Origin of the sequence: Mesorhizobium sp. B2-4-14 (assembly GCF_006442155.1) — a bacterium.
Classification (GTDB): Bacteria; Pseudomonadota; Alphaproteobacteria; order Rhizobiales; family Rhizobiaceae; genus Mesorhizobium.
Window position 1 is genome coordinate 57,298 of record NZ_VFVA01000023.1, and the last position, 12,905, is coordinate 70,202.

At 64.8% G+C, this 12,905-nt stretch carries 12 protein-coding genes; 9 read left to right on the plus strand and 3 right to left on the minus strand.

Annotated features, from left to right (window positions below):
- Nucleotides 1-10: 10 nt before the first annotated feature.
- The gene (locus FJ938_RS19775) at nt 11-1,327 is read right to left on the minus strand and encodes an ABC transporter substrate-binding protein (protein WP_140607380.1); all 1,317 of its coding nucleotides are present in this window, start codon (nt 1,325-1,327) and stop codon (nt 11-13) included.
- Nucleotides 1,328-1,469: 142 nt separating this feature from the next.
- Nucleotides 1,470-2,387 carry a pca operon transcription factor PcaQ gene (pcaQ, locus tag FJ938_RS19780; RefSeq protein ID WP_140607379.1) on the minus strand — a complete coding sequence of 306 codons (918 nt, stop codon included), beginning with the start codon at nt 2,385-2,387 and terminating at the stop codon, nt 1,470-1,472.
- A gap of 93 nt (nt 2,388-2,480) precedes the next feature.
- Between pcaQ and pcaD the strand changes: the two genes are divergently transcribed.
- The 7 genes from pcaD (at nt 2,481) to FJ938_RS19815 (ending at nt 7,931) form a co-directional block, all read left to right on the plus strand.
- On the plus strand, nt 2,481-3,293 hold the full coding sequence (pcaD, locus tag FJ938_RS19785) for a 3-oxoadipate enol-lactonase (protein WP_140696512.1): 813 nt from the start codon (nt 2,481-2,483) through the stop codon (nt 3,291-3,293).
- Nucleotides 3,286-3,690, plus strand: a complete 405-nt coding sequence (pcaC, locus tag FJ938_RS19790) for a 4-carboxymuconolactone decarboxylase (protein ID WP_140696515.1) — start codon at nt 3,286-3,288, stop codon at nt 3,688-3,690. Before pcaD ends, pcaC begins: the two co-directional genes overlap by 8 nt.
- The gene (pcaH, locus tag FJ938_RS19795) at nt 3,683-4,435 is read left to right on the plus strand and encodes a protocatechuate 3,4-dioxygenase subunit beta (RefSeq protein ID WP_140696518.1); all 753 of its coding nucleotides are present in this window, start codon (nt 3,683-3,685) and stop codon (nt 4,433-4,435) included. The genes pcaC and pcaH overlap by 8 nt, the downstream gene beginning before the upstream one ends.
- On the plus strand, nt 4,435-5,049 hold the full coding sequence (gene pcaG / locus FJ938_RS19800; RefSeq protein WP_140696521.1) for a protocatechuate 3,4-dioxygenase subunit alpha: 615 nt from the start codon (nt 4,435-4,437) through the stop codon (nt 5,047-5,049). The genes pcaH and pcaG overlap by 1 nt, the downstream gene beginning before the upstream one ends.
- Nucleotides 5,050-5,061: 12 nt before the next feature.
- Nucleotides 5,062-6,114, plus strand: coding sequence for a 3-carboxy-cis,cis-muconate cycloisomerase (locus FJ938_RS19805; RefSeq protein WP_140696523.1), 1,053 nt, complete (start codon nt 5,062-5,064; stop codon nt 6,112-6,114).
- Nucleotides 6,114-7,286: a 4-hydroxybenzoate 3-monooxygenase gene (pobA, locus tag FJ938_RS19810; RefSeq protein ID WP_140696526.1), complete on the plus strand. Its 1,173-nt coding sequence runs from the start codon at nt 6,114-6,116 to the stop codon at nt 7,284-7,286. The genes FJ938_RS19805 and pobA overlap by 1 nt, the downstream gene beginning before the upstream one ends.
- 189 nt (nt 7,287-7,475) lie before the next feature.
- Nucleotides 7,476-7,931, plus strand: coding sequence for a TOBE domain-containing protein (locus FJ938_RS19815; RefSeq protein WP_246673426.1), 456 nt, complete (start codon nt 7,476-7,478; stop codon nt 7,929-7,931).
- Between the two features lie 66 nt (nt 7,932-7,997).
- Here FJ938_RS19815 and FJ938_RS19820 read toward each other — a convergent pair whose 3' ends face one another.
- Nucleotides 7,998-9,326: a dicarboxylate/amino acid:cation symporter gene (locus FJ938_RS19820; protein ID WP_140696605.1), complete on the minus strand. Its 1,329-nt coding sequence runs from the start codon at nt 9,324-9,326 to the stop codon at nt 7,998-8,000.
- Between the two features lie 325 nt (nt 9,327-9,651).
- On the opposite strand from FJ938_RS19820, the gene FJ938_RS19825 reads away from it, so the two are divergent.
- Together FJ938_RS19825 and FJ938_RS19830 are read left to right on the plus strand one after the other, a co-directional pair.
- A complete protein-coding gene (locus FJ938_RS19825) occupies nt 9,652-11,457 on the plus strand; it encodes a sensor histidine kinase (RefSeq protein WP_140696607.1) in 1,806 nt (601 codons plus the stop codon).
- Entirely contained in the window at nt 11,454-12,845 is a 1,392-nt protein-coding gene (locus FJ938_RS19830) for a sigma-54 dependent transcriptional regulator (RefSeq protein ID WP_140696529.1), read from the plus strand. The genes FJ938_RS19825 and FJ938_RS19830 overlap by 4 nt, the downstream gene beginning before the upstream one ends.
- The last annotated feature ends 60 nt before the right edge of the window (nt 12,846-12,905 follow it).

Below are 12,905 nucleotides of genomic sequence, written 5' to 3' on the forward strand. Positions count from 1 at the left end.
CAGCGGTCCATCAGCCGTTGTAAGGAAGAAGCTTGGCCCCGACCGGAACCTTCGGATCGGTGGCGTTCTCGGTCACCACATAATCGAGCGGGAACTTCGATCCTTCCTTGGCGGCGACCCATTGCGTTCCGATGATGGGACCAGGCGAGACATTGGCCACGGGCCCGCTGGTGAAGTCGACCTTGCCAATCATGGTTTCGGTCTTGAGCGTGCTCAGCGCCTTCGCCACCGCCGCCTTGTCCTTGGCGTCGGTGCTCGCCTTCAAGGCCTCGAAGCCGGCATCGAGCAGCGACATCGAGGCGCCGAGTTGTTGTGTCCACTGCTTGCCGCTCGCCGCCTCATAGCCGTCGGCCAGTTCGATCCCCGAAACGCCCGTCAGCGGCGATCTGTAGGGGAAGGCCTTGTGCCAGTAGGCGGCGCTCGAAATCTTCATGCCGAGGTCGCCGAGCGCCTCGATATCCGATGGGAACAGGCCGGTCTTGGCGACCTGGGCGATCTTGATCTGCCTGATCAGGCCCTGCTGCGCCGCCTGGCGCCAGAAGGCGGCGAAATCCGGCGGGATCGGGAAGGAGTTGAAGATCTCGACGCCTTCTTGCTTGAACAGCGCGATCTGCGAGGAATAGTCGGTGGTGCCGGTTTCGTAGGCGCCGGGATCGACGATGGTGAAACCCTGCTTGGCCAGCAGCGGCGCGAGATTGGCGCGGATGGCGTTGCCGTCGGCGTCGTTGGGATACATGACGCCAACCTTCTTGTTGGTCTCGATCAGGTTCCATTGCGAAATGTAGGTCTTGAAGAACTCGCCGACGCCGAAGCCGAAATGATAGGTCCATTTGAACGGCGAGGGCGCGCCGGGCTTCGCGCCACGGCCGAAATACCAGGCTTCCCACGGCATGACTGTCGATAGACACGGCACGCCGGCGGCTTCGCAGGCGTCGGCCACTGGATTGATCACCTCGGGCGTCGATACCGCCAGCATGAGGTCGATGGCCTGGTTGTTGATCAGGTCCTTGGCGAGTTGGCCGGCTCGTGACGGATCCGACTGCGTGTCCTGGTCGAGGATCTCGATGCTGTATTTCTTGCCGCCGATCTCGAGGCCGCCGGCCAGTGCCTTGCGGGCAAGGTCGAGCACGTAACCGTCGGTCTGGCCAAAGCCTGCCAGCGGCCCGGTGCGCGGGCTGACGAAGCCGACCTTGAGCGTGTCGCCTGTCTGGGCGAAGGCTCTCTTGCCGCCAAGCGCGAGTGCCGCGCCACCGGCGATCGAGGTGGCGATGAACTGGCGTCGCGACACGCCACGAATGATGGGCCTGCTGCCAATGGAATGGGTCATGCGTTTCCTCCCTCTGTGCTCCTCGGTCGGTACAGTGCACCTGCGGTTTGGTTCAGTAAAATGATATTTTGCGGTGTTTTATTAACTCCTGGGTTAGGAGACTCCGCGCCGCAGCCGAGCTCGGTTCGAACCGTCCTGGGGCTCATGCGCCAGGCCGTGCCGCCTCGCGAATGGTTTGCAGCAGGATCATGAAGGCGGGCGAGGGGGCGGTGTCGGTGCGCATCGTCAGGCCGACCGGTCCTTTGGTTTCGTCCGTGTCGACCGGCAGGGCGACGAAGGCGCGGCTTGCGAGCTCGTTGGCGACCACGCCGGCCGAGATGATCCACACCGCGTTGCTCTGCCGCATGAAGGAGCGGCCGAAGGAGTCCGAAACCGTCTCGATTTCCGTCGCCGGCGCAGTCATGCCATTGGTGATGAACAGGCGATCGACAAAGGGGCGGATGACGGATTCCCGAGTTGGCATCAGCACCGGGAATTCGTCGAGCCTCGCGAAGATGTCGGCTCCCGGTTCCAGCAACGGATGCCCGGCCCGCACCACGAACAGCACCTGCTCGGAGTAGAGGTGCTCGAAGAAGAACCCGGTCATGTTTTCGGGCGCCGCGAGCCGTCCGACAACGAGATCGAGCGCGCCGATGCGCAATTGCTCAAGCAGCACGGCGTTCTCGCCGGTGACGATCTTGATCGCCGCCCCGGTGTTTTCCCTGAGAAACAGGCTCATGGCTTGCGGCATGACCTTCGCCGACACTGTCGGCAGGGCGCCGATGCGGATCGGATGGCGGTTGACGGCGCCGTCCTGGCGAACGGAATCGACGCCGCGCTTCAACGCCGTTATCGCCGAGCCGGCATGGTCCAGGAAGATTTCGCCAAGCCTTGTGACGCGAATGCCGCGCCCGTCACGCTCGACGACGGCCACGCCCAGCGCCTCCTCCAGTTCGCGCAGGGTCTTGGTCACCGCCGGCGCGCTGACATGCAGGAAGTCCGCGGCACGGGCCACGCTGCCCTGCCGTGCGACTTCCAGGAATGCTTGCAGATGACGGAACCGGATGCGGCTGTCGGGCATGAATTTGATAACCCTTGAGTTAATGAAATGGCGCAAAATATCATTTTACCGAACCAAACGCGGCGTGCAATGTGGAGATGGAGGATCGAACCCATGCCATTCGTCACCATTGGCGGCATCACGCTGCACCACCGATATGTCGAGGCGAAAGGCAAGACGCCCCCGGTCGTGTTCATCAATTCGCTCGGCACCGATCTGCGGATATGGGATGAGGTCGTTACGATTCTGGCCGGTGAGATGCCTCTGCTCGTCTACGACAAGCGCGGTCACGGCCTTTCCGACAATGGCAACGGCGTCCGTTCGATTGACGACCATGTCGACGATCTCTGCGCCCTCGTAGACCATTTCGGTTTCGACAAGGTCGTGCTGTTCGGTCTGTCGGTCGGTGGCATGATCGCGCAGGGCTTCCATGCCCGCCATCCGAAACGTGTCGAGGGTCTGATCCTCAGCGACACCGCCCACAAGATCGGCACCGCCGAAAGCTGGAACAGCCGCATTGCGGCCGTGGAGCGCTTCGGCATCGACGCGATCGTCGACGGTGTGATGAAAGTGTGGTTCACGCAGGATTTCCATGCCGCCCGCGCCGCCGACCTTGCCGGTTGCCGCAACATGCTGACCAGGCAGGCGCTGCCCGGCTATATCGGGACATGCAAGGCTGTTCGCGACGCCGATTTCACCGAGAGCGCGCGCCGCATTGCCGTGCCGACGCTCTGCATCGCCGGCGATCAGGACGGTTCGACGCCTCCCGATCTTGTCCGCTCTCTGGCCGATCTGATCCCCGGCGCGCGTTTCGAGATCATCCGCAATGCCGGACATATTCCCTGCATCGAACAGCCGGAGGCGCTGGTCGCGCTGATCCGCGGTTTTGTCGCATCGCTTGCCCCTGGAGCAGAAACCCATGGATGAAGTCCCCGGCAACACAGCCAGATATCGGAAGGGTCTCGCCGTCCGACGGTCGGTGCTCGGCGACCGCCATGTCGACCGCGCCGAGGTCGGCGCCACCGATTTCGATCAACCGTTTCAGGAACTGATCACCGAGGCCGCCTGGGGAACGGTGTGGTCGCGACCGGGCTTCAGCAAACGCGAGCGCTCGATCGTCACCCTGGCGCTGCTGGCGGCGCTTGGCCATGATGAAGAGGTCGCCTTGCATCTGCGCGCAACCGCCAACACCGGCGCCACACGCGACGATATCTGCGAGACGTTCCTGCATGTCGCCATCTATGCCGGCGTGCCGGCTGCCAACCGGGCCTTCAGAATTGCCAAGGACGTGTTTTCGGAAATGGATGGAGCCAAGAATGCCTGAGTCCGGCTCGAACCGGGTGCCCGAGACCGGCGCTTTCTTCCAGCGCGACCGAACGTGGCACCCGCCGGCGCTGACGCCGGGCTACAAGAGCTCGGTATTGCGCTCGCCGCAGAAGGCGCTGCTGTCTTTCGACAACACGCTGTCGGAGATATCGGGCCCGGTGTTCGGCCATGCCATGCTCGGTGAACTGGACAACGACCTCATCCACAATTTCGCAAGGCCGGGCGAGAGCGCCATCGGCGAGCGCATCATCGTCCATGGGCGAGTGCTCGACGAACGCGGCCTCGGCGTTCCCGGCGTGCTGCTGGAGTTCTGGCAGGCTAATGCCGGTGGCCGTTACCGCCACAAGAAGGATGGTTACCTGGCGCCGCTCGACCCGAATTTCGGCGGTTGTGGCCGCACCTTATCGGGTGAGGATGGCGGCTACGCCTTTCGCACCGTCAAGCCCGGACCGTATCCCTGGCCGAACGGTCCCAATGACTGGCGTCCGGCGCATATCCATTTCTCGGTCTTCGGCCATGGCTTTGCACAGCGGTTGATCACGCAGATGTATTTCGAGGGCGACCCGCTGATCTGGAAATGCCCGATCGTGCGCGGCATCGCCGACAAGGCGGCCATAGAGGCGCTGACGGCCGTCCTCGACACGCAGGCGACCATCCCGATGGACGCGCTTGCCTACAAATTCGACATCGTGCTGCGCGGGCGCCGCTCCTCGCTGTTCGAAAACCGGATGGAGGGCAATTGATGGCCCAGTCGCTCGACCGGCTCAGGGAGAGCCCCTCGCAGACCGCCGGACCCTACGTCCATATCGGGCTGACGCCCAATTTCTGCGGCATCGGCGCTGTCTACCCCAGCGACCTCGGTGCAACCATGGTCAACGACAAGACCAAAGGCGAGCGCATCAAACTTCACATCCGGGTTCTCGACGGCACCGGCACGCCGCTCAAGGATGCGCTGATCGAGATCTGGCAGGCGGACGCGGATGGGTTTTATAATTCGCCGGCCGAATTGCGCGGTGCCGCCGATCCGAACTTTTTTGGCTGGGGTCGTTGCCCGACCGACATGGAAACCGGTCTCTGCGCCTTCGAGACGGTCAAGCCGGGCCGTGTGCCTTTTCCAGATGGCCGTCTGATGGCGCCGCATATCACGCTGTGGATCGTCGCGCGCGGCATCAATATCGGCCTGCATACGCGGCTCTATTTCTCCGACGAGGAAAAAGCCAATGCCGGGGATCCGATCCTGGCGCGCATCGAACACCGCGTCCGCCTGCCGACCCTGATCGCCGAACGGAAGGGCGATACCTACGTCTTCGATATCCATCTCCAGGGGGAGAAGGAAACAGTCTTCTTCGACAGCTAGGCGACTCGTGACATGACCGTATCGCCCTTCGATCATCCACTGCTCTCGGCCCTCCTCGGCGACGAGGAGACATCGAGGCATTTTTCCGTCGAGGCGGAAATCGAGGCGATGGTGGCGTTCGAACGCGCGCTGGCGCAAGCCGAGGCCGAAAGCGGGATTATCACCCAGGACGCGGCGGCAGCGATCGTGGCGGCGCTGGCTTCGTTCCGGCCGGACACGGCCTTGCTGCGGTCTGCCGCCGCCAAGGATGGCGTCATTGTGCCGGAACTGGTGCGCCAGCTCAGGCTGGCGGTTGGCGACCCGCATGCCGAGAAACTGCATTTCGGCGCCACAAGCCAGGATGTCATCGATACCGGCCTTGTGCTTCGGCTGAAGTCCGTGGTCGAGCATCTTGGCCTGCTCCTGACTGAGACGGTGTTGCGCCTCGCCTCACTCGAGGAGCGTTTCGGGGACAGGGCGCTGACGGGCATGACGCGCATGCAGAAGGCGATCCCGATCACCGTGGCCGACCGCATCGCGGCGTGGCGGGCGCCGCTTCAGCGGCACCAGGAAAGGCTGTCGGAACAGTCCAGGCGCCTGCTGGTCGTGCAATTCGGCGGAGCCGTCGGCATGCTGGAAAAGCTTGGCGACAAGGGGCCAGCGGTGCGCGCTGCGCTTGCCGAAAAACTTGATCTTGCCGATGCGCCGCAATGGCATAGCCAGCGCGACGCGCTCGCCGATTTTGCCGGCTGGCTGTCGCTGCTGACCGGCAGCCTCGGCAAGTTCGGCCAGGACATCGCGCTGATGGCGCAGGGTGGCACCGACATCGCGCTGTCGGGTGGGGGCGGCTCGTCGGCCATGCCGCACAAGCAGAACCCGGTTAAGGCCGAGGCGCTGGTGGCACTCGCCCGCTTCAACGCCACGCAGCTTTCCGGCATGCATCAGGTGCTGGTGCACGAGCAGGAGCGTTCGGGCGCGGCCTGGACGCTGGAATGGCTGCTGCTGCCGCAGATGGCGGTCGCAACCGCCGCATCGCTGCGGCTTGCCGCCGGCCTGGCCGGGCAGATCGAAAGTCTCGGCCACTGATGCGCACCCAGGTCGTCATCGTCGGCTCGGGACCCTCCGGTCTGCTGCTTGGGCAGCTTCTGGCCGGCATCGGCGTCGAGACGGTCATTCTGGAACGCTCGAGCCGGGCGCATGTGCTTGGCCGTGTGCGGGCAGGGGTGCTCGAACAGGGTACCGTCGAACTGCTCGGAGAGGCCGGAGCGGCGGCGCGGCTGCATGACGAAGGCCTGCTGCATTCCGGCATCTCGCTGGCGTTCGACGGGCGTCTGCACCGCATCGACCTCGCGGCGCTCACCGGCGGCCAGCATGTCACCGTCTACGGCCAGACCGAGGTGACGCACGATCTGATGGACAAGCGCGAAGAGGCAGGGCTCGTCACCGTCTATGAAGCCTTGAATGTCGCACTGCATGACTTTGACGGTGACGCGCCTTTCGTCACCTACGAGAAGGACGGCATCACTCACCGCATCGACTGCGATTTCATTGCCGGATGCGACGGCTATCACGGTGTCAGCCGCAAATCGGTGCCGGAGCGCGCTCTGAAAACCTTCGAGCGGCAGTATCCGTTTGGCTGGCTCGGCGTGCTGGCCGAAGTGCCGCCGGCCGATCAGGAACTGATCTATGCCAATCACGAGCGGGGTTTTGCGCTGTGCTCGATGCGCTCGACACACCGCAGCCGCTACTATGTACAGTGCCCGCAGGACGATCGTGTCGAGGACTGGTCCGATGATCGCTTCTGGGACGAGTTGCGCCGCCGCTTGCCGGAGCAGACGGCGGCGGGCGTCACGACAGGGCCATCCTTCGAGAAGTCGATCGCGCCGCTGCGCTCCTTCGTTGCCGAGCCAATGCGCTTTGGCTGGCTTTTCCTGGTCGGCGACGCCGCCCACATCGTGCCGCCGACTGGCGCCAAGGGCCTCAACCTCGCCGCCAGTGATGTGCGCTATCTCTTCAACGGGTTTCGGGAGTTCTATGAGGCCAAATCTCAAGCAGGTCTCGACGCCTATTCCGGCAAGGCACTGGCGCGGGTCTGGAAAGCGGTGCGCTTTTCCTGGTGGATGACGACCATGCTGCACCACTTTCCAGACACCGGCGAATTCGGCCAGCGCATCCAGGAGGCGGAACTCGACTATCTCGTGCATTCGCGCGCGGCATCGACCGCGCTCGCCGAGAACTATGTCGGCCTTCCATATTGAGGGCGGCTCGCCCTTGATGCCGGGCGGCATCGAACCGCCGGTATTCGCGTCGCATGATCCCGCGTGACGTTGCACGTCATCTATAGCCCCTGTCGCGAGCGCATGCTGGAAGCGCAGAAGAAGCACCTGCCGACGTTCCAGGCGGTTCCGATTGCCACCGTCCGAGCAGGTTGCGCTCGACGTTCTCAGATGCGCCAGCACAACCGCCCCGCCAATGTCTTCGTCGCCGGCTTCATCGGCTCGCCGAAGATGAACATGCTGCCGGTGCGGGTTCTCTCGGCCGGTGGAGAGGGCGTTGCTGTTGCCTTGCCGGGCGGGTCCAGCCTGGTCGTGCCGGTGAAGACTGGAACGCTCACTGCGAACGCCGAGCTGCTGCTTGGCATCCGGCCGGAACATATCCGCATCGCTGATGCCGGCCAGTTCAAGGGTGAGGCCGTGCTGGCCGAACGGCTTGGCGGCCTGACCATCCTGCACGCCGATATTGGCGAGAAGGCAAGGCTTGTCGTGCAGACCGAAGGCACCGAAGGCACCGACACCACCCCGCTGCACAGCCCCATCGCCATGCAGGTCGATCCGTCCCACTGCCATCTCTTCGCCGCTGATGGCAAGGCGCTGGCGCCACTCGGCAAAGCCCGTGCCGCCTGACATCGTCAGCGCATGAAAAATGGCCGGAGGTATCGCTGCCTCCGGCCACTTGCTTTCGCGTGCAGATCACTCGGCGGGAACGATATCCGCCGGCAGGCCGTCGTCGGCTGTTCCGGCCAATGCGCTCGCCAGCTTCGCCTGATCGAGTTCGCCTTCCCAGCGCGCCACGACCAGCGTGGCCACGGCGTTGCCGACGAAGTTGGTCAGCGCCCGGCACTCCGACATGAAACGGTCGACGCCGAGGATCAGCGCCATGCCGGCGACCGGCACCGAGGGCACCACCGACAGCGTGGCGGCGAGGGTGATGAAGCCGGCGCCCGTGATGCCAGCCGCACCCTTCGAGGACAGCATCGCCACCAGAAGCAGCAGGATCTGGTCCCCGAAGGACAGGTGGATGTTCGTTGCCTGCGCGATGAACAGCGCCGCCAGCGTCATGTAGATATTGGTGCCGTCGAGGTTGAAGGAATAGCCGGTCGGGATCACCAGCCCAACCACCGAGCGCTTGGCGCCGGCCTTTTCCATTTTCTCCATCAGCGAGGGGAGGGCTGCTTCCGACGAGGACGTGCCCAGCACCAGCAGCAGCTCTTCCTTGATGTAGCGGATGAGCGACAGGAGGGAGAAGCCGTTGTAGCGGCAGACCGCGCCCAGCACGACGAAAACGAACAGCAGCGATGTCGCGTAGAAGGTGCCGACCAGCATGGCGAGGTTGATGACCGAGCCGATGCCGTATTTGCCGATGGTGAAGGCCATGGCGCCGAAAGCGCCGATGGGGGCGGCTTTCATCAGCACGCTGACCAGCTTGAACATCGGCGCCATCAGCGCCTGCAGGAAATTGAGCACCGGCGCGCCCCTGTCGCCGACCAGGGCCAGCGCAATGCCGAACAGCACCGAGAAGAACAGCACCTGCAGGATGTCGCCATCGGCGAAGGCGCCGACGATCGTGCCCGGAATGATGTTCATCAGGAAGCCGGTGACCGACTGGTCATGCGCCTTGGCGGCATAGGTGTTCACGGTCGAGGCGTCGAGCGTCGCCGGGTCGATGTTGAAGCCGGCGCCCGGCTGCACGACATTGGCCACGACAAGGCCGATGATCAGCGCCAGCGTCGAGAAGGTGAGGAAGTAGAGCATCGCCTTGCCGGCGACGCGGCCGACCTTCTGCAGGTCGCTCATGCCGGCGATGCCGGTCGCAACCGTCAGGAAGATGACCGGGGCGATGATCATCTTGACCAGCTTGATGAAGGCGTCGCCGAGCGGCTTCATGCTCTCGCCGATCGACGGATAGTAGTGGCCGAGCAGGATGCCGACGGTGATCGCCACCAGCACCTGCACGTAGAGTTGGGCATAGAGGGGCTTGCGCTGCGCGGCAGGCGCGGCCGATTGGTCTGCGATGTGCATCGAACTCTCCCTGGCCGGATGGACGGCAAATGCACCGCCCTGCGTGACTTCTCCCATCGCGGCGTTCCGGTCGCCCGCCGCTAGCCAGGACTTTTGCAAGCGGCGTGCCAGATCGGGGAAAGACTGGAATCCCGGGATTCCGGGCGTTGTTCAGCGTCGTTCGGCTGGTACGTGTGCGGATTTCCGCACAGGGATCGTTTGCCTGGGCGGAATTTCGCATTAGAGTGCGGACAGGGCCGTGAGGAAAAGGAGCAGGCAGACGCCGCCAGCAGACACCAATAGTGACTATCCAGGCCTTGCCGGTCACGAAGTACTGCGCGACGCGGTGGCGCGGCTGCGCGATGGCCGCTGGCTTGCCCCCGTCATCGCCCTCGCGATCCTTGCCGGCGCGATCGCCATTGCTGGACGCATCGCCGCCGGCCAGGCGGCCGACAATCTGCGGGACGGCGCGCTCGCCGCCCTGCCGCTGGCGGCGGGCACCCTGACCGGCGAGATCGAAAAGCAGCGTCTGGTGCCGCTCGTGCTGGCGCGCGACGACGCGGTGCGCGACGCCTTGCGCCGGGCCGGAAAAACGGCAGAGACCGCTCTCAACGAAAAGCTGAAAGCCATTGCCGGCGATGCCTCGGCGTCCGCTATCTACGTCATCGATACGGCGGGCATCGCGATCGCCGCCAGCAATGCCGGCGAGCCGACGAGCTTTGTCGGCATCGACTACAATTTTCGGCACTATTTCCAGGAGGCGATGGCGAAGGGCGCGGCCAGCCAGTACGGCCTCGGCACGATCAGCGGTCGGCCGGGGCTCTACCTTGCCAGCCGCGTCGACGATGTCGGCAAGCCGCTTGGCGTCGCGGTGCTGAAGGTCGAGCTGGACGGCGTTGAAGCCAATTGGCGCTCCAGCGGGTTCCTCGTTTTCGTCACCGACGAACGCGGCGTCGTGCTTGCCACCAGCCAGCCCGAATGGCGGTTTCATGCACTGGCGCCGCTGTCCGCCGAAGACGCCGCCGCCGCCCACGAGCAGCTGCAACTGGCCGATGCGGCCTTCGACCCGCTGCCGATACGGCGCGGCGCTGGTGACGGCCTCGCGACGATCGGCAGCCCTGGCAAACCGCGTCAATTCGTCGAGGTGGTGCAGGGTTTGGCCGGTGCGGTCCCTGGCTGGCGTCTCTGGCTGCTGACGCCGGCCGACGCCGCGCTCTCGGCCGCCGCCAACACGGCGCGCCTGACGACATTGCTGGGGCTGCTGCTGACCGGCTTGCTTGCCTACGTGCTCACCCGCCGCCGACGCACACGCCGGTTGCGGCAGGAAGCGCTGGCGCGGATGAATGCCGAGCTGGAAAGCCGGGTCTCCACGCGAACGGCCGAGCTAACGCGCTCCAACACCGCCCTTGCCGGCGAAATCGCCGAACGTGAGAGCGCCGAAGCCAAGGTGCGCCGGCTGCGTGACGATCTCGCCCAGGCCAACCGGCTTTCGATCCTCGGTCAGATCGCGGCCGGCGTGGCGCATGAGATCAACCAGCCGCTCGCCGCGATCCGCACCTATGCCGAGAATGCCGGCCGGTTCCTCGACAGCGGGAAAAGCGAGCCGGCGAGCGGCAATCTGACGTCGATCGTTTCGATGACCGAGCGCATCGGCGCGATCACCGGCACCTTGCGCACCTTTGCCCGCCGGCCGGGCACCGCTGCCTCGCCTTTGCCGGTGCGCGAGGCGATCGACGGGGCGCTGTCGCTGCTGTCCGGCCGCATCCGCGATTCCGGTGTCACCATCGTCAAGCCGCGTGGCAACGCGTCACCGATGGTGATGGCAAGCCGCATCCGGCTGGAGCAGATCCTGGTCAACCTGCTGCAGAACGCACTGGACGCGATGAAGGACCAGCCCGACCCCCGCATCGAGATCGAGCTCGCCGAGCAGGACGACAGGATTCTGATCTCGGTGCGCGACAACGGTCCAGGTCTCGGGCCGGAAGCGGCCGCCAATCTGTTCATGCCGTTTCAGACCACCAAGGAGAAGGGGCTTGGGCTCGGACTGGTGATCTCGCAGGAGATCGCCCAAGAACTGGGCGGCACGCTGCGGCTCGACCCCGGCTGCGCGGCGGGCGCGTCCTTCACCATCGATTTGAGGCGGATTGAATGACCGAGAGATCAGGGCTGGTGGCGCTCGTCGAAGACGATGCCGACCTGCTGCACGCCACCACGCAATTGCTCGAACTTGCCGGCTTCACGGTGGTTGCCCTTGATGCCGCCGAGGCGGCACTTGGTGTCGTCGACAGGGATTTCAACGGCGTGGTCGTCAGCGACATCCGCATGCCCGGCATGAACGGGTTGCAGCTGTTCGACCGCATCAAGGCGATAGACCCTGACATACCCGTGATCCTGGTCACCGGACATGGCGATGTCGATCTTGCGGTGGCCGCGCTCAAGGATGGCGTCTATGATTTCATCCCAAAACCCTATGCCGGTGACCGCCTCGTCGAGGCACTGAGACGGGCGAGCGAGAAGCGGCGGCTGGTGATGGAGAACCGGCGGCTGCGCGAGGCCGCGGCGCTCGCCGCCGACGGCCTGCCGCTGATCGGCGAAGCGCCCGCCATCCGGCGCCTTCGCGAGACATTGCGCCAGATCGCCGACATGGATGTCGACGTGCTGGTGGAAGGGGAGACCGGAACCGGCAAGGAGGTGGTGGCGGACCTCCTGCACAGATGGGGCCGGCGGCGCGCGAAGCCCTTCGTGGCGCTGAATTGCGGCGCCCTGCCGGAGACCGTCATCGAAAGCGAGTTGTTCGGCCATGAAGCCGGCGCGTTCACCGGCGCGCAGCGGCGGCGGATCGGCCGCGTCGAGCATTCCAGCGGCGGCACGCTGTTCCTCGACGAAATCGAATCCATGCCGCCGGCCCTGCAGGTCAAGCTGCTGCGGGTGCTGGAGACACGCAGCCTCACCCCACTCGGTTCGAACGAGACCCGGCGCCTCGATCTCAGGGTCGTCGCGGCGACCAAGGTCGATCTCGGCCGGCCCGACCAACGTGGCGATTTCCGCGAGGATCTTTATTTCCGCCTCAACGTCGTGACGCTGCGCATCCCGCCACTGCGCGAGCGGCGCGGCGACATACCGATGCTGTTCGGGCATTTCCTCGGCAAGGCGGCGGAACGCTTCGGCCGCCCGGTCGCAGCGATGAACGAGGCGGTAAGCGATCATCTCCAGTCGCATGACTGGCCGGGCAATGTGCGGGAGCTCGCGCATTTCGCCGACCGTGTCGCGCTTGGTCTCGGACCTGACGACGAGGCCAGGGCAGCACCCGCGCGGTTGCCGGAATCCTCGGCGGCCTTGCCCGAACGGGTCGGGCAATACGAGGCACAGCTCATCCGCGATGCTTTGCGCGACCATGGCGGTGACGTGCGCGGCGCCATCGACGCCCTCGGCGTGCCGCGCAAGACGTTCTACGACAAGCTCAAACGCTACGGCATCGCCGCTGCCGATTTTCGCAATGGCGGTGATCCGGACGCTCAATCTGTCCGAGAGCGGATATAGATATTGCGCGAGGGCATTGCGCTTCGTAACGCTTCATTCCTTGCCCAGCTGTGTATTCCG

What these genes read in the sequence shown, in the direction of transcription:
- FJ938_RS19815 (WP_246673426.1), top strand. Translation starts at nt 7,476, where the DNA reads ATGCGCCAGCACAACCGCCCCGCCAATGTCTTCGTCGCCGGCTTCATC.
- pcaG (WP_140696521.1), top strand. Translation starts at nt 4,435, where the DNA reads ATGGCCCAGTCGCTCGACCGGCTCAGGGAGAGCCCCTCGCAGACCGCC.
- FJ938_RS19775 (WP_140607380.1), bottom strand. Translation starts at nt 1,327, where the DNA reads ATGACCCATTCCATTGGCAGCAGGCCCATCATTCGTGGCGTGTCGCGA.
- pcaC (WP_140696515.1), top strand. Translation starts at nt 3,286, where the DNA reads ATGGATGAAGTCCCCGGCAACACAGCCAGATATCGGAAGGGTCTCGCC.
- pcaQ (WP_140607379.1), bottom strand. Translation starts at nt 2,387, where the DNA reads ATGCCCGACAGCCGCATCCGGTTCCGTCATCTGCAAGCATTCCTGGAA.
- pobA (WP_140696526.1), top strand. Translation starts at nt 6,114, where the DNA reads ATGCGCACCCAGGTCGTCATCGTCGGCTCGGGACCCTCCGGTCTGCTG.
- FJ938_RS19805 (WP_140696523.1), top strand. Translation starts at nt 5,062, where the DNA reads ATGACCGTATCGCCCTTCGATCATCCACTGCTCTCGGCCCTCCTCGGC.
- pcaD (WP_140696512.1), top strand. Translation starts at nt 2,481, where the DNA reads ATGCCATTCGTCACCATTGGCGGCATCACGCTGCACCACCGATATGTC.
- FJ938_RS19830 (WP_140696529.1), top strand. Translation starts at nt 11,454, where the DNA reads ATGACCGAGAGATCAGGGCTGGTGGCGCTCGTCGAAGACGATGCCGAC.
- FJ938_RS19820 (WP_140696605.1), bottom strand. Translation starts at nt 9,326, where the DNA reads ATGCACATCGCAGACCAATCGGCCGCGCCTGCCGCGCAGCGCAAGCCC.
- pcaH (WP_140696518.1), top strand. Translation starts at nt 3,683, where the DNA reads ATGCCTGAGTCCGGCTCGAACCGGGTGCCCGAGACCGGCGCTTTCTTC.